Source organism: Bacillus sp. B1-WWTP-T-0.5-Post-4 (assembly GCF_009183795.1).
GTDB lineage: Bacteria > Bacillota > Bacilli > Bacillales > Bacillaceae_G > Bacillus_A > Bacillus_A cereus.
In genome coordinates this window covers 226,236-245,442 of record NZ_WEIJ01000007.1, presented here as the reverse complement: position 1 = coordinate 245,442, position 19,207 = coordinate 226,236, and the positions used below count along the sequence as shown (strand labels likewise).

The following is a 19,207-nucleotide window of genomic DNA, read 5'->3' as shown; positions in this document are numbered from 1 at the left end:
AATATACAATACAATTGTACCAAACTTTAGTATAAGCATTGTATATAAGCTTAAAAAAAGATGCACTATTGCATATCCTTATCCGTAAGTGTGAGAAAGCATTGATATACAGCTATTTTCAAACTTTCTCAACATTTTTCTGATAACCACACGACTGAATTTTGGCAAAAATATGATATTATGAAAATAATAAAATAAACGGACGTAAAAAAGACCCACGGTGCAAGTAGTGCTGGTAACACTCTTACACTGCCCCTACTACCCTAGGGAACATTGTCGCGGATCTTATACATATAATTATAACACACCATAGATTGAGGGTGGCACGTTTTCCTTTATGGGGTTTACGTGTCTTTTGTTCCGGCAAGGAGGAGCAAAATGAAATATTGGTTATTTAAAGTTGTTGATCAAATTGATTTTCAAAAAAAGAGCCAAGAGAGTATTTCAAAAGAACTTGGAATAAGTGGCCCTGCGTTTTCAAAGAATTTATCAGGGAAAAGTGAATTGAATTTTTTAAATGTAGTAAAGTTAGTTGAATTATTATATGAAGATCCGCTTGAAAAGAATTATATGATCCATGAATTTTGTAAAAAAACTAAAAGTAAAAAGAATTTAAGAATAGCTATGGAGTATGGAAATGCTTTAGGGGATTTGGAACTCCTTAGAATCGCGATTCAAAGAGGCTTTGAATCTAATAACTCTAAAACTTACGAATGGGCATATATATATGAACTCGTTTGGTTAAGAGCTAAGAAATTTTTTACAGCTGAAAAACTTTTAACGGAGACTGAGAATAGGAAAAAGAGTAAAGTTCTTAAAAATGAAGAAACTAAAATAATGTTTGATATTTTAACATTATATTCTATGTATGATTGTAGGGATTTTAAACTTTTAGATGGGTATATACAAACATTACAGGAAAAAATATCTGAACTTTCTAGCCAATTTATAAAAGATATATACAGTAGCCGTGTAAAGGAATGGTATGCGTATGCATTGCTAATGGACGAGCAAATAGAAAAATCAAGAGAACTATGCCATAGTATATTGAATGTTAATGATGAATTAGGTTATTTAAGGTTATTAAAAATTTCTGCATTAGGATATTTAGGTGAATCATACGTTGAAAATTATGAACAATCTTTATGGTATTTAAATAAAGGGATTGAGATGCTAGACCAACTATCTTATGAGAAAGCAGAAAACCGAAAAAAAGAGTTTTTAAATATGAGGTCTTACATTAGAATAATCCATCAAAAGGATATGTATGATTTACAAATTTTTGATGTAGGCGAGAAAGCGCTTCTATATATAGTAACAGGAGAAAAAGAAAAAGCTGCCACTATATTAAGAAAGTACGAAAAAGAGAATGGTAGTCTGTCTCCAATGAAATTATGTTATTTAGGAATGGCATTGGAAGATAGAAAATTACTAGAAAAATCAATTGAGTTATTCTACTCGCAAGGGTGTAAATTTTATAGTTATTTACCTCGAAAAATATTGGTAGATATTAATAAAAATAGTATAATATACAAGGGTGATGCTAAATGAAAAAAGTACTAGCTTTAGTAACAACTTTGGCTTTAGTCGGAGTATTATATGTATCTCCTGTTAAAGGTCAAAAGGAGCAGCCTAAACAAGTAGCAAAGGATGCTCAAACTCAAATTATGCTTAGAATGGACCCAGGGACAGGAATGGGATAATTTTCTGGTTAAGGGTCCGATATAAATAGATTGAATGCGATTGTCTCTTAATGGGGCAATCGCATTCGCTGTTTATAGGGGGATTAACTAAATTTCAAAATTAAATATTAGTTATACATTGTGATAAATTCACAAAATACTATAAAAATATCGGAGGATGTTGGTGATGGAACAAAATACAATCGAAAAAGAGTTAATTGAAGTTGAAAGTAATCTACAAGGAATCTTTAATGCGGCTCATAATGGGGATGCTGAGTCTTATGAAATTCTTTTGAAAATAAAAGAGGCGATCGGTAGCATTTAACGCTATCAATCGCCTGATATTTTAACTAGTTGTTTTATCATTTCAATAAGTTCTTTTTGTTTATCAGGATTCTTAGATCGAATATCTATCATTACTTGTTCTAAGTCATCCTTAGCTGTTAATTCAGGATTCTTCTCATCGGATTCACCTAATACATAAGAAACGGATACATTTGCGAGTTTAGCTATATCTAAAGAAGTTTTTCTCGATGGACATTTATCTATTTCTTCGTTCTCCCACATAGATACAGCAGATTTACTTTTTAGTCCTAGTGCGTTAATGAATTCAGATTGGCTCATTTTGAGTATTTCCGTTCTGATTTCTTTAACCCTTTTACTAATCAATTGATGATTCATCAGTTTTCTCCCCTTTATAGAAGTCCCGTCTACTATTATCTTTTACTTTTTTTCATTAACTATAGTCAATATATATAAAATTTAACAGGAAAGTTCACTCAAAGACAACCTTTTTAAGTTTATAGAAAAAAATAAATTTTACTGTTCACAAAAAGTGAACATTGTGTTATTATCAAATTAACGAAAAGAACAAAGGTGATAAACATGAAACTAAATATCGAAAAGGCCAAATCGTTACGCAAGAAACGTGGTTATAGTCAGGCTTATGTAGGTGATTATCTTGGTTACTCAACAAAATCCGCTTATTCACAACTTGAATCTGGCAAGAGACAGCCAAGTATATACAGATTGGGTTTGTTGTCTAAATTGTATGATGTTACAGTTGATGAATTAGTAGAAAGTTAACGAAAAGTTAACTATTATTTTTAACTAAACGTTCACTTTTTGTGAACTAAGAGGAGGAAAGAAAATGAAGCAGTTACAGGTTTTCAATCATCAAGAATTTGGAGCGTTAGAGGTTATACACCTTAACCGTAAGGAAATGTTTAATCTTGAAAATGTAGCGTGGTCACTTGGATATACGAAAGTGGCAAAAGGGAAAACTTATCTTCGAAAAGATCGTATCGAGAAAGTCATCCAAAAAGCTGATATATCAGTAATTGTCCACGATGGACAACCATACATTACCGAAGATGGATTGTATGAGCTGATTTTCGAATCAGAAACTCAGAAAGCAAAAGAATTTCGAAAATGGGTTACAAGCGAAGTACTTCCTTCTATTAGAAAACACGGAGCATACATGACAGATCAAGTCCTGGAACAAGCAGTAACAAATCCAGACTTCGTAATTGGTCTTCTCACTAAATTAAAAGAAGAAAAAGAAAGGCTTGCAGCAGCACAACAACAAATTGTTCAGCAACAACCATTAGTAGTCTTCGCTGAAGCGTGTATGCAGTCAGAGCAAACACTGAAAGTAAGTGAAGTTGCAAAGTTAGCAACAAAACAAGGAGTAAAAATTGGCCAACGCCAGTTATTCGCAAAGCTTCGAGAATGGGAGTTAATGTTCAAAAGATCCACTGAACCAACTCAGCTAGCAGTTGAAAAAGGATACTTTGAAATCGCACAAGGTGTTAAACAGAAACCGAATGGTGAAGCATTCACATGGACAACAACATACGTAACACCAAAAGGACAAGCCTACATCATAGACCGACTAAAGAAAGAGCAAGAGCAGGAGGCAGTTTAAATGACGGAAGAAAGCACATTATCACATCTAATGATTCTGATTCTATTCATTTTACTTGCCGGATTCATTCGTTTAATGGATTGGATAGATAGACGGTATATAAGGGATGAAAATTGATGGATAAACAGCAGAAGGATAAGGAAGACAAAGTAAACATCATCAAAACGATACGTGATTTACGAAATAGAGGGATACATAACAGCGCAGATAAGGTTGAGGAAACATACAAGAGGTATATCACTCTAGCTAAATGATAAAAGCCCTGCAAGGGGATGCAGGGCAAGACTAAGGGTATTGAAGAATTGTCGATTCTAAAAGTAAAGGACTTCTTGGAATGTAATAAGTTTAACACATATTTCATTAAATTTTTATATAAAGATTTTACAGATTTATGAACACGATAAAATTTGATAAAAGGAGTGATTCATGTGGAAGAAAACAAGAATCAAGCCCCTGCGGTAACAGAGGCTGTTGTAGAAGTGAAAATTCTATTAAATAATAAGCAAATTTGTGAATCTAACGTTGTACTTCAACTTGACCAGAAATAGTAGCACTATATCGTTCATGCATATGTTTTCTTAAGCTATCTTCATAAGCTTTTGTCGCTTCTTTTATAACCATTTCTAGACTGTTCTCTGGAGTTAAATCATTATACTGGTGCGATTGTTCATGGACGTATTTTAAAACACCGTCAACAATTTCATGATGAGATAGTTTGAAAATATCATCTAAATCAACACGAATATTTATAGTAGTTGGTTTCATAAAAACACCTCCTTCCAGCCTAAGTAATTCGACAGAAAGGAGGAAAATCCTACAAGGATAAGACGCGCATTCGCTTGTCGTAATATTCAGGAATTTAATGATGTTCCCCATCTAGTAAAAGGATCCCTGGATATTTTGATGCGTGAAAGCATCAAAAAAGCCCGTACAGAAGCACAGGCCAGTTGTTACACATATCGGTAACTAAATTTTAACAAACTTTCAGAAAGTTAGCTATTAAAAAATAAAAAACGCTCGATGGCAACGAGCGATGTAGAGAAAACATTCCCTAAAATTAGCTACCTATATTATACCATAAGTTTTCTCTCAGTAAATAAGGAGGAATTCAAAAAAATGATTGAAAATCCAATTACTTACGGAAACCATCACGATTCATCAGCAAGAGACTTCATGGATTATTGCCAAGGGTGTGGTGGAGAAATCTTCTACGGAGAAGGGTACCTTGATTTTAGTGGTGATCCAATCCATACCGAATCCGAATGCATCAAACAGTACGTTGAAGAACATTCGATGAAGAAAGTAGCAGGTGAATAAGGTGGTCCTACAAAACAAAATTGAAGCTGAAATTCAAATTATGAAGAGTCTTGTTGAACGATATAAGCAAAGCGATGAACCTAATGCTGCTTCAATGGTTGTAGCTTATGAATACGGATTGCAGTCACTTATGGAAGTGTATGAAGCTAGTAAACAAACGGAAATATCACCATTTTAAAAGAGAGGAAGAATTATATGATAACTGAAAATTACTTTTCTAAATTGGCTCAAATAGATTGTTCGGGACATGTTGAGAAGAAAGGGCGTTTTAATTACTTATCGTGGGCATGGGCGGTTAAAAAGCTTCGTGAAGTAGATCCAACAGCCACATGGGAAGTAAAACGATTTGATGGAGTTCCTTACCTCAAAACAGATTGTGGTTACTTTGTAGAAGTTGAAGTAACTGTACAAGGAATAGCACTAAGTCAGATTCACCCGATACTTAACAATCAGAACAAGCCGATTGCAGAGCCTAACAGCTTTGATATTAACACAAGTATCCAACGTTGCTTAGTAAAGGCAATTGCACTTCACGGATTAGGATTGTACATCTATGCAGGGGAAGATTTACCAGAGATCCAAGAGGAAATGATTACTGCTCAACAAGTTGGTGCAATTAAAGTAAACATAAAAAAATTAGCTACCCTTCGAAAAGTGGATGAAGACACGATTAAAGGATACTTAGGTATTAAAGAGGTTGGCGAATTGACATTAAAACAAGCTGGAGAAGTACTTAAGAAATTAACAAAGTGGGTTAAACAGGCTGAAAAAGAAACTTCTGAAACTGAAGAGCAAGAACAAGTAGAAAAAATAGAACAAACAAACTAAGGAGATGCTAGGCCTATGTTAGAAAAAAAACAATCTAAAGTCGTCCTTCCAGCGTGGGTGTGGAAGGGCACACGAAATGAAAAAGAAGCGAAAGAAAAGGCGATTGAGTACATTACTCCCGATCGCTACCCAGGATATAAAATCATCAAAATTAAAGGCGGTATAGCGGTATGCGAAAGGGAAGTGAATTAAATGGCAGATGTTAAATGGATTAAGTTAACTACTAATATGTTTGAAGATGAAAAAATTCGATTGATTGAGAGTATGCCAGAAGCAGATACATTACTAATTATTTGGATAAAATTGCTTGCTCAGGCTGGGAAAACAAATGCCAATGGTTACATTTTCTTGAATGAAAATATTCCATATACAGAAGACATGCTCGCGACAATATTTAATAGACCGATAGCAGTAGTCCGGCTTGCTCTACAAACGTTTAAACAGTTTGGAATGATTGAGGTTGATAGCAATCAGTTTATTAGCGTCTCGAATTGGGGGAAACATCAGAGTTTAAATGGATTAGATAAGATTCGTGAAGACACTAAAAAACGAGTAGCAGCGTATCGTGAACGAAAAAAACGTAGTCTTTTAAATGAAGGTAACGGATGTAACGTTACAGGTAACGAAGATGGTAACGCAATTGAAACGGACAAAGAAGAAGAAAAAGAATTAGAACTAGAAGAAGATAAAGATATTAATAAACATATTGTCGAGATAGTTACCTATCTCAATGACATATGCTTTACATCCTATCGCTCGTCTACTAAAAAAACTAAAGACCTAATTAAGGCGAGATTTAATCAAGGTTTTAATGTAAATGATTTTAAGAAGGTAATAGAAATCAAAGCTTCTCACTGGTTAACAGATGAAGAGTATAACCAGTATTTAAGACCATCAACATTATTCGGTAATAAATTTGAAGAATACTTAAACCAACAACCTAAAAAAGGAGCAAAAAACAATGCAGAGAGCAGCGGCAGCAATACCAACCGATATAGCCAAAAAGGTGAATATGACTATGGATTCTGATGTGTGTGATACACATGGCATGAATAAGATGAAGTTCGGTGGACAAGTTGTTTGCCCTCGATGCTTTCTTGAAAACGATAGTAAGAAGCTTCAGCAACAGGAACAAGCGAAATACGATGCGGATAAAGCGAACGAGAAGAAATTCATGTTTCACCAACAAAGCATGATAGCCGATAGCAACATTAAGAAAGCTAACTTTGATAATTACAAACCTACTAGCAAGGAAGGAGCGAAGAACCTTGGACTCGCAAAGATAATTGCTACGGATTATCTCAACGGAAAGATTTTTAATACGATTATGGCCGGGAATTGCGGAGCAGGGAAAACACATCTTGCTTACGCTATAGCGGATCAGCTTGCAGGAGCAGGGAAGTCAGTTGTCTTCGTTACAGTCGGCGAATTGCTACGGAAGATTAAAAGTACTTTCAGTAAAGATTCCGCATTAACTGAAGATGCAATTATAAGAAGTTTAGTGAGAGCAGAAGTATTAATAGTCGATGATTTAGGGGCTGAGTTAGGCGCATTAGATGCCAATACAAAAGCAACAAACTTCATTAATAGGGTGCTATTCGATGTTTTCGATGGTAGGCAAGGTAAATCTACTATTTTCACGACAAACCTCACAGGGAAGCGTTTAGACGAGGCATACGATGAAAGGATTGTATCGCGGATTCTCAATAATTTCAGAACGATTACTTTCAAAGAAACAAAGGATTACAGAAGAAAGGCATTGCCATTTTAAAAGGGGGAATAATCGATGTGTGTATGTGAAGGAACGGGAGTAATTAGCAACGATATGGGGAATGGCTGCTATCAATTTGCACCGTGTATTTGCGAAGCAGGGAATCGCAGTCCTGAAGAAGTGGATAGAAGACGTCATGCCGTTATGGCGGAGTTAAGAGAAATTCATCAATTACAGCTGGAGGGGAAATGGGATGCCACGACTTGGAACGGATTTGGAAAAGGAGAATTACACAATGGCGTTGCAGCAGGGGAAGTATATGAAGAAGTCGCGTCGTAACTTATATATTGCTTTAGAAGAGTTAGACTTAGTGTTTGATGAAAGCGAAGTGATTCGATTAAGAGAAATGTGGGATGAGGATAAAGATATTCTTGAAATAGCAAAAGAGCTAGGAAGGCATCAACTAGAAATCGCTGCATTAATTATGGATCAGGCAGATAAGAACAAAATCAAATCGCGTCCAATGGGGTTAGGAGCATGAAACAACTAACACTGGAGGATGTAGTCGGAAGTTTCGATTATACCGCAACAAGTACCGTGAATAAATTCTTGAAGCGTAATAGCGTTATGACGTACTCAGTAGAGTTTTACGATAAAGATGAGAAGTGGAAGCTTCGTTGGTTTGAGGCGAAGTCCGAGAGCGAAGCTATAGAAATGGCTAAAAGAAAATACGGAAAAATACAGATTATTACCACGTATATTTCCGATAGAACCTTAGAAGAGATAATGAATTTAGATTAGGGGACATAGCGTTATGACGTATTTAAAGGGTAGAAATTCATTTGATTGAGCGAGACACCTGTAAGCGTCATAGCGTTAGTAGAAACGTTGGGATTATTAGAATCAGAAAGGAGAAATATGGGTTTCGGATTTACTGGCTATGGGCACTAAATAAAAAAATGGTCCTTACTATTACGTAAGAACCCCATAATCACAGAAAAAGAGTCGTATGTGAAACCAAGTGGGAATCACAATAATATTTTAACATCTAAATATATAGTTGTCTATACATCAAATCAAACAAAATGGTTATTAAAACGAAGGAGCCCTAGATTTAGGGATCTAGGGCTTCTTGTGTCGGTATAACTCACACAATGTTATGAAAAGAAAAGAACTTACTGAAGATAACATATGAATGTTTCGTAAATGTATCAAAAAAGTGAACAAAATAGTTATTTTATGATGAATAAATAAAAGAACCCGTTTGTTATAAACGGATTCTTCCCACAAGATTTGCAAGAAATTCAAGGTAACTAGACCGGAGCACTTATTGAATTTCTTGTGATAATACTGTATGTAAAGGAATCAATAAGGTTAATGAAATTTAAACAAAATCGTTATTTGAATAAAAGGAGCCCCATTTGTCTGGGGAGCCCCTAAGGGTAATCGTCAAGTAATGACGTACTCGACTAATTAACAATATCATGAATTTTTTGGTAAAAATACTGGTAAATGTGCCCAAATAAGCAGAGCATCAATTTGAATAAAAAATGCTATTTTAGTAGAAAACGTTGAAAAAGGACCCGGAAAAGGGGTAGGGGTCCTTTTTAATGGAACAATAGAACTTTATGGGATTACCAATAGGTTACCATAAAAGGTAATTTATTTCCAGGTTGTAGATATTGAGAAAACTTTATATAAAAATTTCATTTTGTATTAGGTTGGAATATAAAAAGAGCACTTAGTAAAGTGCTCTCGTGACGAGTCTCATTTTATAACGACTATTTTATAAAGAAAGGAACTCAGAATATTATATGTGAGTCCAGTTAATTGAGTGCTTCTTACAAATAAAGAGCAGCTAGCAAAAGCTAACTGCTCGGTTCTCCAAGGGGGAACGAGGAGAAAGTAACTTAATGGGTTGTCTACAGTATTAACGGAATATTGAGTTTTATTCAGGGGGTTACTAATTATGTAGGTTACATGAGAAGTCCTATTAACATCCAGGCTGCCCCGATTAGGACTAAAGTTTCAAATGTAATCCAAAATTTTCTTTTTTCTGGTTTTTGAAATTCTTTAATTACAGAGAATAAAGCACTGATTCCTACAAGAGTGAAAAGAGCGATTCGGATTGTATCAGTCATGTGTATCACCACCTAAAATTTGAATAGTTTAATTATATATTAGTTTCCGTTTTGTGGAAATATAATAGAAAGTGAGGAATAGCAATGGGACAAGGAAACCGTGGGATGGCATTTGAAATGCTTATCAATCTAGCAAATGAAATGTATCAAAGAGAGGGAGTGGCGCTTATAAACAAGCGTCCGACTCCTGTGAAGGTGTTGAAAAGTAAAGGTAGTCGTGTACTAAGTGGATTCTATGAAGCTAAAAGTACAGTAGACTATGACGGTGTATATAAGGGACGAGCTGTAGCATTTGAAGCGAAGTCTACAGAGAAAGATACACGTTTTGATTTAAAGAACATTGCACAGCATCAATTGGATTACCTGGAGAAAGCAGAGAAGATGGGAGCGGTATGCTTCTTCCTTATAGAATTCAGTAAGGATAAGTCAGTATTCGCAGTGCCACTATCAGTCATTCAATCTTATGTAAGGATGTCTCATCAACCAAAAGGCAAGAAGTCTATACCAAGAGCAGACTTTGATATTTATGGGTATTTAGTAGAACAGACAGAACGAGCGCCAGTGGATTACTTGCAATACGTTGATGAAGCAGTAGCACCAGTTATGTTTGATGGAATGATTCAATTTGATCTGGACCATAAGAAAGTAGCAAATAACATTGAAGCAGCAAAAGAGAAAATGGCCAACAAGAAACATAGATTATTAAAGGCTTAATGAATAACGGAACAATGCAGAGTGTATAGTGGGGGCTACTCGTTATGCATGTTTCCCTTATTCAACAAAGAGATAGTAAAATTTCACGTACCTGATGTGAATGTAAAAAGACAAATTCAGAAATAGGGGGATTCCTTCATGGAGAGACAATTAACTTTATTACCGGATATCGATAGAGAGACAGAAAAACAGGTTCAGAAAGAAGTAGTGAAAATTCTAAAGGAATACCGCGCATTGAAAACGCGTTTTGAGAATGAAGTGGAGTTAAAACACGAAGGAATCAGTTTGTTCCCGGAGATTAGAGACACGAGATATATTAGCAATATCAAGTTCAAGCAGATCGATAAGGCTTTAGAGTACGTTTTAGACTATGACGAGGCAGAAATCATCAAGAAGAAATACTTAAATGCAGATAAGCCGAAAGACAGCTTTATTTACACTGAATTATCGATGAAGAAAGATCACTTCTATTATAAGAAGAAAAATGCGATTCGATTGATCGCTACATCTTTAGGGATGATTTAATAATACAAAAAAAGCCAAATTAACAGTTTTTAATTAACTATCCATTTGGCTTTTTATGTTTTATTTTTTAGGCATCCATGTATGTCCGCAATTCATGCAACCATTAACAATATTTTTTCTACCAACAAATCCACTGAATAAAATTATCGGTGGTCCTAGAAGTACAATAAGAAGACCAACAATTGCAGAAAGTCCAACAACTCCATCCATAGAATTTCGAGGAACTATAACATATAAAAAATTAGAAACTATTCCAATAGTTATAAGTGTACCTAACAGAAGAAACAGAATAAAAAACGCCCTTTTGAAATTATAACCACGCTTATTACCGACTATTTGATCTGATTTGCATTTCCTACAAACCACGCGCTTTGTTACTTTTTCTTGTTGTACCGTCATGTCTAACCATCCTTGCTTTTTATAAAATTATAATAGCTTAATTATATGATATTATTACCTGAACTGGATACAAATATTATCAAAAAAAGAAAAAATATAATAAATTGGAATGTTTATGTTTTTAAAAACTTCGACAAAATGCCGATAAAAATGGGGACTAAATAGGGGGAATTTTGATAATGAGATCAACGATATTCTTAATATACAAGCTCATTCAAGAGCTTTTGGACAGTTCTTTGACAACCGCATATCGAAGAGGATTAGTACACCTATAAGTGAAACGTTCTTATGCGAGAATGTCACGGTAACGTATACCGCATAGTAGGGCGGGCAAGGCGGTACGAACCCGCGTTAAGACGAAAAGACCAATGAATGTATTACAATGACATATTCCAGTGTGGCGGGTGTGAGATAATTCGCATTCGTCATGCTGTTTCTATTGTATTTATCAATCAGCTCGGAATGCGTCCTCTGGGTTGATAATAAATATAAGTCTATTTCCCTCTAATATGTCGGTTCTTGAAAACGGAATGGGGGTGGTTGCTTATGATTGAGTGACACTTGCATTCTAAAAAGCTAAAAAGTATACGTATCTCGTACATTAGTAATTACTCAAGGTTCTTATTAATGACCAAAACGAGGGCAAAGAGTTCCACTCTTTGTTTGAGCCAATACAGCGGAAACATTCCCCTTCTATCCCTCTAGTGTATTGGTTCAAACAAGGCGTCGGAAGAACCATATACGCCTTGGATATAAATCCTTTATAATTCGATATTGGTCAGCTAAGGGTAGCGACACCCGATGTATTGACAAGCTCTACGGAGCATAAACGAGAAGATTCTTAGTCTTCTCTCAGCCCTTTAATATTTTTATAAGACGTAAAAGAGCTGTTACTTAATTGTAGCGGTTTCTTTTTTTATAAGCAATTTACTAGCGTAAAATAGATAATAATTATATTATATAAATATAAAGTTGAAAGGAGGAGAAGGATATGACAGTAGCACTACGTTATGAAACTTTTATTCGTCGGGCTTTTGGTGCTCAAGACGGAGAAATGTTAGAACGATGGGGAGACCCAGCTCAAATGGCGAATACAGATTATTTTTCAGATCATCACTTTAATGAAGTGAAGGCGACGACTGGTTATGCAATGTTAACGTTTAACGCTTATATTCAGCAGAATACAGATGTTAATCCACAGGATTCGCAAAGAATGAATTCAATTGTGTCTGATGTGATTAACGCATCAGATTTAACAGCAATTGCAACACTCATTGATGAGTACGTAAATAATATTGAGAGAGTATATATACCTTTGCCAACGAATTAAGCATCCATAATGGGTGCTTTATTCTTTGTTATGTAGAAATTACACATTAAACTAGTGAGCATTCTAATAAGACGAGCATATGATGAATTCGTGGGACGAGTTATCATATGAGATGAAACTTGGAGCGCCATACTTATTTGCTAAAGGGTACCTAATGACGGGTACTCTTTTTATTTTGAACAAAATGGACATTTGGATTAAAGGATTCTATATAAATAGGTAGAATCTAATTATTTGGTTCACATTTTAATCCAAGGGGTACAAATTCGATGCGACGTGAAAAGGATTTGTTGAAACAATGGAAGGCGGATTTGCAAGCTGTTCAAGAAGAGAAGAGATTGAAGAAGAAGGCTAAGAAAAAGAATAAGAATAAGAAATATAGTATTCCTGGTAATACAGCTGAATTCATGGATGGCAAGAATACTTATCGTAAAGAGAATGGGGTATGGAAGCAAAGAAATAAATAATGTGAGGATAAATAAATTTGATTAAGTTTATAACAATTATCGTAGGCGCTGCCGTGATCTGGGTGGCGTTTTATTTGTTGTTAAGGAAAGATAAGACGTGAGATAGACTTAGAAATTGAAATATTATTATTTTGAAACATAGACTAGTAAACAAACTATTTCTACCTTTTAATCATAGAATATGATGAATTCTATTTTAGAGGAGGGAATCATATCTATGGGATGGGATAATAATTTTGGACATTCCCGAGATTGTAATAGATTTTGGGATGATTTAGTATTTTGCGGTTGCGGCCGTAGACGAAGAAGAAATGATTTTAATGATTGTCATTGTAGACGTGACTGCGATTGTGATGAGTGTCGTCGTAGACGTAATCATGACCGCGATCGTGAGCATGAGCATGGACATGGACATGGTGAGCATCGAGATTGGTAAAGCCTTTTGAAAGAGTGCGATGAAAAACGCACTCTTTTTTATTATGTTTTTAATTAGTACTTATTAACCCGAAGGACGCAGTTTCAATTGGATTTAACATTTTACAAAACAAGCGAACACAACGAACGAAAAGAAATGTCCTGCGTACCTGTCTAAAAGTTGACCCTTTTGTACAGTTGAAATGTATAGGGTAAAAACTTTGTAAACAGATAGTTGTTAATGTCTAAAAGATAGTCTAAAATTAAAGTATATAATTCTTAAGACTTTTAGACTATTTTGAGGTGATTTGGATGGCTATCGTTGGTTATGCAAGGGTGAGTACAAAAGATCAAAACTTAGATGCACAAATTGAAAGGTTAACAGAATATGGATGTGAAAAGATATATTCTGAAAAGTACAGTGGAGCTAATAGTGATCGGGAAGAATTGCAAAAGGCATTAGAGTATATGAGAGAAGGGGATAAATTTGTTGTTTGTAAAATAGATCGTTTAGCCAGATCAATATTTGATTTGCATAAGATTGTAAATCAATTAGCTGATCGAGGAATAGCGGTGGTGTTTCTTAAAGAACAAATTGATTTTTCAACGCCTGCAGGTAAATTGATGTTTACTATGCTAGGGGCTATTGCTGAGTTTGAAAGGGATTTAATTAACGAAAGAACAGCTGAAGGAAGAGAAAGAGCTAAAGCAATGGGCAAACATATGGGCCGTAAGGGGCAGGATGAAAAACAGGTGAAGCAGGCTATGAACTTATTCTTTAATAGGAAAGAGAATGGTTTGAGTGTAAATGATATTTCAAAAATGACGGGAGTTCCGCGTTCTACTATTTATGCTAAAGCCAAAGAATTAAAAGAGGAGGAATTATGATGGAGAAATATGAAAAGCTACGGCAGGAATTTCGAAGTAGAAGTAAATAATAAAATAAAAAGTAGCGAATCCGCTGCTTTTTTATTTTATTATGGTGTTTTGGAATTAATGGTAAAAATATAAAAGGTTTTATTTTTTAAACGTGGTGCTATAATAAAAGTATAAATTACACAAGTGTACATTTACACATGTGGACAATTATAAAAATAGAAAAACCATAAGAGTCTACCTACTCTTATGGTTTAAGCCGCACTGCTTATCTGATTAAGTGACGGATTATTTATGGCGGAAGAAGAAACGCATTAACCACTTAAACACGACGGCAATCGTTTTAAGTGGTTTTTTCTTGCCGTGATAAATATCCTTTGTAAGTTCTTTTGTATAAGTACTTAACATTGTAGTTATTACTACAAGTATCATAGTTTGCATAATTTCACCCCCTTTCTGAAAAGCAGGTATAGAGGGGATTTACAAACTTTTTAGACGGCTTACATATATAATATCACGTTCAATAAATAAAAAAGTCTAAGTTCGTATCAAATATCCTATTTTTTTTAGAAACTATTATAATAGTTTCTTTTTTATTTTATAGAGGTTTTATCAAAAGGAGGAATTATACAAATTACTTCCTATTATATAGAAGGTGATGGGTGATATGGTTGGCTAAGGAATACGCAAAGAAATTTTATAAGTCAACAGCTTGGAAGAAGTGCAGAGAGTCATATATTGCTACAACATTAGATGGAATGTATGAGCATTGCAAAGAAGTACCTGGATATATAGTTGACCATATTGTTGAGATAACACCCGAGAGTATAGACAATCCAGATATCACATTGAATCACGAGAACCTACAGTATTTATGCTTACCTTGTCATAACCCTAAGACATTTTGTAAAGCTTTATTGATTAGAGATGATGTGATGTTTGATGAGAATGGGGATTTGATTATGAAAGGAGAAAGGTAAATGAAACTAACTAAACAAGAACAAGCGGTTGCAATTGGTACATTCATTTCAATGTTAGGACAGGACCTTGTAAATGAGCGCATTGATAAACAAAAATTAGAAAGTGCAATTCCAATCTTTAATGAGTTAGAAGATAACACAACACCAAAGCAAAAGAGAGAAGCAATGGTTAGTTTGCTCGATAAAACAATGGAAGAATTCCTAAAAGCTTAAAAAACTAATAGAGCCTATCGTGAGGTGGTGGTTATGGCTAGACAACGTAGCCCGGACAGAGATAAAGCATTTGAAATATATAAAGTAAGTAAAGGTGAGAAGCCATTAATTGATATTGCTGCTGAGTTAAACCTTAAGCCTTCGCAAATCAGAAAGTGGAAATCACAAGACAAATGGGATGAACAAATGAATGGTAACGTTACTATTGCGAAAAGGAGCGTTACTAATGTTAAAAATCCCAAAACGAAAGAAAAACTGAAAGAGATTTTAGAAGATGAAGAGCTGACCGAAAAGGAAAGGCTCTTTTGTTTGTATTATGTGAAATACTTCAATGGTACACAAGCTGCACTGAAGGCTGGATACTCCAAAGACGGTGCTCATGTACAGGCTAGTCGATTGCTAAGACGTGAACGAGTTTCTTCCTATATAAAAGAGCTTAAAGGTGAGTTAATCGAGAATGTATTTGTGGAAGCGATGGATGTGCTTAAAGAGTACATTAAGATTGCTTTTGCTGATATTACTAACTATGTAACCTTTGGACAGAAGGAAGTACCTGTAATGGGGATGTTTGGCCCGATGAAAGATGAATCCGGTAAAGAAATAACTCGTATCATAAATTATGTAGATTTACACGAGGCTGACATGGTTGATGGTTCTATAATAACCGAAGTAAAACTCGGAAAAGATGGCGTGTCAGTAAAACTTGCTGACAAGATGAAAGCACTGGACAAACTATCTCAGTACTTTGACTTAGTACCTGACAATTTCAAACATAAAATCGAAGAAGAACGCCACAAAATGCAGATGGAAGTGCAGAAAGCTCAAATTGATAAAATTAAAGCAGATACTTCTCGTATTAAAGGTGATGAAGGTGAAGAGTATGAAGATGACGGATTCATCGATGCGTTAGAAGGTAAAACAGCAGAGGTGTGGGAAGATGAAACTTAAACCTGCCCCTTTTAAATTTAGACCATTCTCAAAGAAACAATTACAAGTACTCACTTGGTGGAGAAAAGATTCACCTGTGAAGGACCATGACGGCATTATATGCGATGGTTCTATTCGTGCTGGCAAAACTGTTTCGATGGCTCTTTCTTATGTTATGTGGGGAACTGAAACATTTAATGGTGAAAACTTAGGTATGGCAGGTAAAACAATTGGATCACTGCGACGCAACGTAATTACTCCATTAAAGAAGATGTTAAAATCACGTAAATATAAAGTGAAAGACCATCTATCAGAGAACATGCTTACCATTAGTAAAGATGGCCATACGAATCATTTCTATATATTTGGTGGTAAGGACGAATCATCACAAGAACTTATCCAAGGTATTACATTAGCTGGTATGTTTTTTGATGAAGTTGCTCTTATGCCGCAAAGCTTTGTGAACCAAGCTACAGGACGTTGTTCTATTGAAGGCTCAAAGTATTGGTTTAATTGTAACCCTGCCGGCCCGTATCATTGGTTTAAACTTGAATGGATAGATAATAAGGAAGACAAGAACCTGCTACATATTCATTTTACAATGGACGATAATCTTTCTTTATCTGAAAAAGTGAAGCAAAGATACTATCGTATGTATAGTGGAGTCTTCTTTCAACGCTTCATTTTAGGTTTATGGGTGCTTGCAGAAGGTATTGTCTATGACATGTTTAACAAAGAAAAGCATGTTGTAAAAACAGTAGAAAGAGAATACGAGAAGTATTATGTATCTTGTGACTATGGTACACAGAACCCTATGACATATGGACTATGGGGATTGTGTAAAGGTATATGGTACAAAACAAAAGAGTACCATTATGATGGTCGTAAAAATTCACGGCAAAAGACAGATGATGAGTATCTTGACGACCTAAAAGAATTCATCGGAGATATTTCTATTCGCGGGGTTATAGTTGACCCATCAGCAGCTTCATTTATTGCTTTATTGAAAAAGAATCGATTCAAAGTACTTAAAGCTAAGAATGAAGTTATAGATGGCATAAGAAATGTAGCGCGACTTCTTAATGAAGAGAAGATAAAATACAACGACTGCTGTAAAGAAACATTCCGTGAATACGCTTCTTATACTTGGGATGAAAAAGCTACAGCTCGTGGTGAAGATAAACCAAATAAAGAGAATGACCACCAAATGGATGGTGATCGTTACTTTGTAAATACAGTTGTTGTAACTAATAACAAAGCTAAGGCTGTTAAGTCAATCTATTAAGGAGGTGAGACGATGTTTGAACACTATATTCCGTTGCTGGATGAACAAAATGGCGAGCCTACATCAAAGTTACTAAAAAAAATTATTGATGAGTTTGAACCATTAAAACAACGCATGATTAACAGGTACGAGCGATACAAAGCAAGTGAAAAGGGTGTGCCTATCTTTACTCGCGAGTTTAAAGGTGATGGTAATAAAGATAAGGTTAACAATAAGCTAAACAATGACTTTTTTTCTGAAATTATTGATACAAAAATCGGTTATATGTTTGGGTTGCCTATCTCATACAGCTTAGATCATGAAGATGATGAAGTATTGAAACGTATTCAGGACTTTTTAAAAGCGAATCATACTGAGGATGCTGACGCAGAAACAGGGAAGTTCGCTTCTATTTGTGGATACGGAGCGAGACTACTGTATCACGATAAAGAAGGCATCGAAAAGGTTATGAATATCAAACCTTACGAAGCTATATTTCTTACGAATTCAAGCATTGCAGAACCTAAATACGCTATACGCTGCTATCCAATCAAAGTAATTGATGGCGATGATTTCAAGGATGGTTACAAAGTAGAGTTTTACAATGAAACAAACATTATTGAGTACACTGGTGAAGATTTAGATAAGTTAACAGAGACTGAACGTATTCCTAACTTATTTAAAGGTGTGCCACTTATTGGGTTTCCTAACAATGAAGAATTACAAGGAGATGTAGATAAAGCTATATCACTTATTGAAGGTTACGACCGTTCGTTTTCCGATGTAAACAGTGAGATTGAACAGTTTCGTCTGGCTTATATGATCTTTAAAGGCGTTGATATAGATGATGATACTATCGAGAAGCTAAGACAAACTGGTGCTCTTGATGTAGGTGAGAATGGTGAGGCTTCTTTCTTAACTAAGGACCTTAATGACAACATCTTAGAACACCATCTCGACAGATTAGAAAAGAATATATGCCGTTTCACAAAGCATGTGAACCTTTCTGATGAATCATTTGGTGGTAACCTTACTGGTGTTGCTATTCGTTATAAATTATTAGCTTTAGAAACGAAATCAGGAACGCTAGAAATGAAGTTTACTAAGTCACTGCGCCAACAATTCAAGTTATTGTTTGACGCTTGGAACTTACGCTCAAATAAAGGAGAGCTAGACTACCTTTGTATGACGTTCCAATTCACGCGAAACCTTCCAGCTAATTTAGCTGATGAAGCTGATGTGCAGTCTAAACTACAAGGTTTAGTAAGCGAAGAAACACGGTTATCTATGTTATCTGTTGTTTCTGATCCGAAAGCGGAGATACAGAAGATGCAGGAAGAAGAGGCTGATTCCATGAATCTCGACAAGGTAGGTGAGCCTAGTGGAATGGGACAAGAAGCAGAAACACCTCCAAAAGATAGAGGACGAACTGGAAAAGGCGATTCTCTACCTGTATAAAGATGCTTTAGAAGAAGTCAGAGGAATACTGGCT

At 35.2% G+C, this 19,207-nt stretch carries 30 protein-coding genes; 25 read left to right on the top strand and 5 right to left on the bottom strand.

From position 1 onward, the window contains the following. Window positions 1-378: 378 nt before the first annotated feature. The 3 genes from GBN91_RS21575 (at window position 379) to GBN91_RS28965 (ending at window position 2,007) form a co-directional block, all read left to right on the top strand. Entirely contained in the window at window positions 379-1,551 is a 1,173-nt protein-coding gene (locus GBN91_RS21575) for an AimR family lysis-lysogeny pheromone receptor (protein ID WP_000878552.1), read from the top strand. Further along, complete coding sequence (locus GBN91_RS28970; RefSeq protein WP_000756311.1) at window positions 1,548-1,703, top strand: hypothetical protein; 156 nt, start codon at window positions 1,548-1,550, stop codon at window positions 1,701-1,703. The genes GBN91_RS21575 and GBN91_RS28970 overlap by 4 nt, the downstream gene beginning before the upstream one ends. Window positions 1,704-1,869: 166 nt before the next feature. Continuing rightward, window positions 1,870-2,007, top strand: coding sequence for a hypothetical protein (locus tag GBN91_RS28965; protein WP_000437474.1), 138 nt, complete (start codon window positions 1,870-1,872; stop codon window positions 2,005-2,007). Between the two features lie 5 nt (window positions 2,008-2,012). Here GBN91_RS28965 and GBN91_RS21570 read toward each other — a convergent pair whose 3' ends face one another. Further along, window positions 2,013-2,363 carry a helix-turn-helix domain-containing protein gene (locus tag GBN91_RS21570; RefSeq protein ID WP_001016404.1) on the bottom strand — a complete coding sequence of 117 codons (351 nt, stop codon included), beginning with the start codon at window positions 2,361-2,363 and terminating at the stop codon, window positions 2,013-2,015. A gap of 204 nt (window positions 2,364-2,567) precedes the next feature. Between GBN91_RS21570 and GBN91_RS21565 the strand changes: the two genes are divergently transcribed. Beyond that, window positions 2,568-2,768 (top strand): helix-turn-helix domain-containing protein, encoded by a 201-nt coding sequence (locus GBN91_RS21565; RefSeq protein ID WP_000773131.1) that lies wholly within the window; start codon window positions 2,568-2,570, stop codon window positions 2,766-2,768. Between the two features lie 64 nt (window positions 2,769-2,832). Then, window positions 2,833-3,609 carry a phage antirepressor gene (locus tag GBN91_RS21560; protein ID WP_152122281.1) on the top strand — a complete coding sequence of 259 codons (777 nt, stop codon included), beginning with the start codon at window positions 2,833-2,835 and terminating at the stop codon, window positions 3,607-3,609. Between the two features lie 516 nt (window positions 3,610-4,125). Here GBN91_RS21560 and GBN91_RS21555 read toward each other — a convergent pair. Further along, on the bottom strand, window positions 4,126-4,374 hold the full coding sequence (locus tag GBN91_RS21555) for a hypothetical protein (RefSeq protein WP_152122279.1): 249 nt from the start codon (window positions 4,372-4,374) through the stop codon (window positions 4,126-4,128). Between the two features lie 351 nt (window positions 4,375-4,725). On the opposite strand from GBN91_RS21555, the gene GBN91_RS21550 reads away from it, so the two are divergent. Genes GBN91_RS21550 through GBN91_RS21520 form a run of 9 tightly spaced genes read left to right on the top strand, consistent with a single transcriptional unit; the run spans window position 4,726 to window position 8,266 of the window. Next, window positions 4,726-4,926: a hypothetical protein gene (locus GBN91_RS21550; RefSeq protein ID WP_000572098.1), complete on the top strand. Its 201-nt coding sequence runs from the start codon at window positions 4,726-4,728 to the stop codon at window positions 4,924-4,926. Between the two features lies 1 nt (window position 4,927). After that, window positions 4,928-5,104 (top strand): hypothetical protein, encoded by a 177-nt coding sequence (locus GBN91_RS28960; protein WP_153595693.1) that lies wholly within the window; start codon window positions 4,928-4,930, stop codon window positions 5,102-5,104. Between the two features lie 17 nt (window positions 5,105-5,121). Beyond that, window positions 5,122-5,754, top strand: a complete 633-nt coding sequence (locus tag GBN91_RS21545) for a Sak single strand annealing protein (RefSeq protein WP_152122277.1) — start codon at window positions 5,122-5,124, stop codon at window positions 5,752-5,754. A gap of 15 nt (window positions 5,755-5,769) precedes the next feature. Continuing rightward, window positions 5,770-5,946 (top strand): hypothetical protein, encoded by a 177-nt coding sequence (locus tag GBN91_RS28955; RefSeq protein ID WP_193222124.1) that lies wholly within the window; start codon window positions 5,770-5,772, stop codon window positions 5,944-5,946. Further along, entirely contained in the window at window positions 5,947-6,783 is an 837-nt protein-coding gene (locus tag GBN91_RS21540; protein ID WP_087965638.1) for a phage replisome organizer N-terminal domain-containing protein, read from the top strand. Further along, on the top strand, window positions 6,767-7,525 hold the full coding sequence (locus GBN91_RS21535) for an ATP-binding protein (protein ID WP_152122275.1): 759 nt from the start codon (window positions 6,767-6,769) through the stop codon (window positions 7,523-7,525). Before GBN91_RS21540 ends, GBN91_RS21535 begins: the two co-directional genes overlap by 17 nt. A gap of 15 nt (window positions 7,526-7,540) precedes the next feature. Next, window positions 7,541-7,804: a hypothetical protein gene (locus tag GBN91_RS21530; RefSeq protein WP_152122273.1), complete on the top strand. Its 264-nt coding sequence runs from the start codon at window positions 7,541-7,543 to the stop codon at window positions 7,802-7,804. Next, the gene (locus tag GBN91_RS21525) at window positions 7,761-8,006 is read left to right on the top strand and encodes a hypothetical protein (protein WP_002094320.1); all 246 of its coding nucleotides are present in this window, start codon (window positions 7,761-7,763) and stop codon (window positions 8,004-8,006) included. Before GBN91_RS21530 ends, GBN91_RS21525 begins: the two co-directional genes overlap by 44 nt. After that, the gene (locus tag GBN91_RS21520) at window positions 8,003-8,266 is read left to right on the top strand and encodes a hypothetical protein (RefSeq protein WP_086404367.1); all 264 of its coding nucleotides are present in this window, start codon (window positions 8,003-8,005) and stop codon (window positions 8,264-8,266) included. Before GBN91_RS21525 ends, GBN91_RS21520 begins: the two co-directional genes overlap by 4 nt. Before the next feature lie 1,175 nt (window positions 8,267-9,441). Here the strand turns inward: GBN91_RS21520 and GBN91_RS28950 are convergent. After that, on the bottom strand, window positions 9,442-9,606 hold the full coding sequence (locus tag GBN91_RS28950) for a hypothetical protein (protein ID WP_193222123.1): 165 nt from the start codon (window positions 9,604-9,606) through the stop codon (window positions 9,442-9,444). An 84-nt stretch (window positions 9,607-9,690) separates the two neighbouring features. Here GBN91_RS28950 and GBN91_RS21510 point away from each other — a divergent pair, with 84 nt between their 5' ends. Together GBN91_RS21510 and GBN91_RS21505 are read left to right on the top strand one after the other, a co-directional pair. Next, on the top strand, window positions 9,691-10,320 hold the full coding sequence (locus GBN91_RS21510) for a Holliday junction resolvase RecU (protein ID WP_152122271.1): 630 nt from the start codon (window positions 9,691-9,693) through the stop codon (window positions 10,318-10,320). Between the two features lie 138 nt (window positions 10,321-10,458). After that, complete coding sequence (locus GBN91_RS21505; RefSeq protein ID WP_152122269.1) at window positions 10,459-10,845, top strand: ArpU family phage packaging/lysis transcriptional regulator; 387 nt, start codon at window positions 10,459-10,461, stop codon at window positions 10,843-10,845. 60 nt (window positions 10,846-10,905) lie between these two features. Here the strand turns inward: GBN91_RS21505 and GBN91_RS21500 are convergent, their stop codons facing one another. After that, window positions 10,906-11,244 carry a hypothetical protein gene (locus GBN91_RS21500; RefSeq protein ID WP_000218074.1) on the bottom strand — a complete coding sequence of 113 codons (339 nt, stop codon included), beginning with the start codon at window positions 11,242-11,244 and terminating at the stop codon, window positions 10,906-10,908. A 991-nt stretch (window positions 11,245-12,235) separates the two neighbouring features. On the opposite strand from GBN91_RS21500, the gene GBN91_RS21495 reads away from it, so the two are divergent. The 4 genes from GBN91_RS21495 (at window position 12,236) to GBN91_RS21480 (ending at window position 14,343) form a co-directional block, all read left to right on the top strand. Next, a complete protein-coding gene (locus GBN91_RS21495; RefSeq protein ID WP_000214975.1) occupies window positions 12,236-12,574 on the top strand; it encodes a hypothetical protein in 339 nt (112 codons plus the stop codon). A gap of 269 nt (window positions 12,575-12,843) precedes the next feature. After that, on the top strand, window positions 12,844-13,041 hold the full coding sequence (locus tag GBN91_RS21490; protein WP_098213109.1) for a hypothetical protein: 198 nt from the start codon (window positions 12,844-12,846) through the stop codon (window positions 13,039-13,041). A 217-nt stretch (window positions 13,042-13,258) separates the two neighbouring features. Beyond that, window positions 13,259-13,477 (top strand): hypothetical protein, encoded by a 219-nt coding sequence (locus GBN91_RS21485; RefSeq protein WP_098876409.1) that lies wholly within the window; start codon window positions 13,259-13,261, stop codon window positions 13,475-13,477. Between the two features lie 290 nt (window positions 13,478-13,767). Then, window positions 13,768-14,343, top strand: a complete 576-nt coding sequence (locus GBN91_RS21480; RefSeq protein ID WP_001018890.1) for a recombinase family protein — start codon at window positions 13,768-13,770, stop codon at window positions 14,341-14,343. 276 nt (window positions 14,344-14,619) lie between these two features. Here the strand turns inward: GBN91_RS21480 and GBN91_RS28945 are convergent, their stop codons facing one another. Further along, window positions 14,620-14,772 (bottom strand): hypothetical protein, encoded by a 153-nt coding sequence (locus tag GBN91_RS28945; RefSeq protein ID WP_157639064.1) that lies wholly within the window; start codon window positions 14,770-14,772, stop codon window positions 14,620-14,622. 230 nt (window positions 14,773-15,002) lie between these two features. Here GBN91_RS28945 and GBN91_RS21475 point away from each other — a divergent pair, with 230 nt between their 5' ends. Genes GBN91_RS21475 through GBN91_RS21455 form a run of 5 tightly spaced genes read left to right on the top strand, consistent with a single transcriptional unit; the run spans window position 15,003 to window position 19,173 of the window. Next, window positions 15,003-15,311: an HNH endonuclease gene (locus tag GBN91_RS21475; protein ID WP_152122321.1), complete on the top strand. Its 309-nt coding sequence runs from the start codon at window positions 15,003-15,005 to the stop codon at window positions 15,309-15,311. Continuing rightward, entirely contained in the window at window positions 15,312-15,524 is a 213-nt protein-coding gene (locus tag GBN91_RS21470; RefSeq protein ID WP_070179323.1) for a hypothetical protein, read from the top strand. It begins immediately after the preceding gene. Between the two features lie 33 nt (window positions 15,525-15,557). Next, complete coding sequence (locus GBN91_RS21465) at window positions 15,558-16,472, top strand: terminase small subunit (RefSeq protein ID WP_152122267.1); 915 nt, start codon at window positions 15,558-15,560, stop codon at window positions 16,470-16,472. Beyond that, window positions 16,462-17,736 carry a PBSX family phage terminase large subunit gene (locus tag GBN91_RS21460; RefSeq protein ID WP_152122264.1) on the top strand — a complete coding sequence of 425 codons (1,275 nt, stop codon included), beginning with the start codon at window positions 16,462-16,464 and terminating at the stop codon, window positions 17,734-17,736. Before GBN91_RS21465 ends, GBN91_RS21460 begins: the two co-directional genes overlap by 11 nt. A gap of 12 nt (window positions 17,737-17,748) precedes the next feature. Beyond that, on the top strand, window positions 17,749-19,173 hold the full coding sequence (locus GBN91_RS21455; protein ID WP_121868651.1) for a phage portal protein: 1,425 nt from the start codon (window positions 17,749-17,751) through the stop codon (window positions 19,171-19,173). Window positions 19,174-19,207 lie beyond the last annotated feature (34 nt).

Bases quoted from the DNA above. Each gene is read 5' to 3' on its own strand.
- GBN91_RS21575 (WP_000878552.1), top strand. From the start codon at position 379: ATGAAATATTGGTTATTTAAAGTTGTTGATCAAATTGATTTTCAAAAA.
- GBN91_RS28970 (WP_000756311.1), top strand. From the start codon at position 1,548: ATGAAAAAAGTACTAGCTTTAGTAACAACTTTGGCTTTAGTCGGAGTA.
- GBN91_RS28965 (WP_000437474.1), top strand. From the start codon at position 1,870: ATGGAACAAAATACAATCGAAAAAGAGTTAATTGAAGTTGAAAGTAAT.
- GBN91_RS21570 (WP_001016404.1), bottom strand. From the start codon at position 2,363: ATGAATCATCAATTGATTAGTAAAAGGGTTAAAGAAATCAGAACGGAA.
- GBN91_RS21565 (WP_000773131.1), top strand. From the start codon at position 2,568: ATGAAACTAAATATCGAAAAGGCCAAATCGTTACGCAAGAAACGTGGT.
- GBN91_RS21560 (WP_152122281.1), top strand. From the start codon at position 2,833: ATGAAGCAGTTACAGGTTTTCAATCATCAAGAATTTGGAGCGTTAGAG.
- GBN91_RS21555 (WP_152122279.1), bottom strand. From the start codon at position 4,374: ATGAAACCAACTACTATAAATATTCGTGTTGATTTAGATGATATTTTC.
- GBN91_RS21550 (WP_000572098.1), top strand. From the start codon at position 4,726: ATGATTGAAAATCCAATTACTTACGGAAACCATCACGATTCATCAGCA.
- GBN91_RS21545 (WP_152122277.1), top strand. From the start codon at position 5,122: ATGATAACTGAAAATTACTTTTCTAAATTGGCTCAAATAGATTGTTCG.
- GBN91_RS28955 (WP_193222124.1), top strand. From the start codon at position 5,770: ATGTTAGAAAAAAAACAATCTAAAGTCGTCCTTCCAGCGTGGGTGTGG.
- GBN91_RS21540 (WP_087965638.1), top strand. From the start codon at position 5,947: ATGGCAGATGTTAAATGGATTAAGTTAACTACTAATATGTTTGAAGAT.
- GBN91_RS21535 (WP_152122275.1), top strand. From the start codon at position 6,767: ATGACTATGGATTCTGATGTGTGTGATACACATGGCATGAATAAGATG.
- GBN91_RS21530 (WP_152122273.1), top strand. From the start codon at position 7,541: ATGTGTGTATGTGAAGGAACGGGAGTAATTAGCAACGATATGGGGAAT.
- GBN91_RS21525 (WP_002094320.1), top strand. From the start codon at position 7,761: ATGGCGTTGCAGCAGGGGAAGTATATGAAGAAGTCGCGTCGTAACTTA.
- GBN91_RS21520 (WP_086404367.1), top strand. From the start codon at position 8,003: ATGAAACAACTAACACTGGAGGATGTAGTCGGAAGTTTCGATTATACC.
- GBN91_RS28950 (WP_193222123.1), bottom strand. From the start codon at position 9,606: ATGACTGATACAATCCGAATCGCTCTTTTCACTCTTGTAGGAATCAGT.
- GBN91_RS21510 (WP_152122271.1), top strand. From the start codon at position 9,691: ATGGGACAAGGAAACCGTGGGATGGCATTTGAAATGCTTATCAATCTA.
- GBN91_RS21505 (WP_152122269.1), top strand. From the start codon at position 10,459: ATGGAGAGACAATTAACTTTATTACCGGATATCGATAGAGAGACAGAA.
- GBN91_RS21500 (WP_000218074.1), bottom strand. From the start codon at position 11,244: ATGACGGTACAACAAGAAAAAGTAACAAAGCGCGTGGTTTGTAGGAAA.
- GBN91_RS21495 (WP_000214975.1), top strand. From the start codon at position 12,236: ATGACAGTAGCACTACGTTATGAAACTTTTATTCGTCGGGCTTTTGGT.
- GBN91_RS21490 (WP_098213109.1), top strand. From the start codon at position 12,844: ATGCGACGTGAAAAGGATTTGTTGAAACAATGGAAGGCGGATTTGCAA.
- GBN91_RS21485 (WP_098876409.1), top strand. From the start codon at position 13,259: ATGGGATGGGATAATAATTTTGGACATTCCCGAGATTGTAATAGATTT.
- GBN91_RS21480 (WP_001018890.1), top strand. From the start codon at position 13,768: ATGGCTATCGTTGGTTATGCAAGGGTGAGTACAAAAGATCAAAACTTA.
- GBN91_RS28945 (WP_157639064.1), bottom strand. From the start codon at position 14,772: ATGCAAACTATGATACTTGTAGTAATAACTACAATGTTAAGTACTTAT.
- GBN91_RS21470 (WP_070179323.1), top strand. From the start codon at position 15,312: ATGAAACTAACTAAACAAGAACAAGCGGTTGCAATTGGTACATTCATT.
- GBN91_RS21465 (WP_152122267.1), top strand. From the start codon at position 15,558: ATGGCTAGACAACGTAGCCCGGACAGAGATAAAGCATTTGAAATATAT.
- GBN91_RS21460 (WP_152122264.1), top strand. From the start codon at position 16,462: ATGAAACTTAAACCTGCCCCTTTTAAATTTAGACCATTCTCAAAGAAA.
- GBN91_RS21455 (WP_121868651.1), top strand. From the start codon at position 17,749: ATGTTTGAACACTATATTCCGTTGCTGGATGAACAAAATGGCGAGCCT.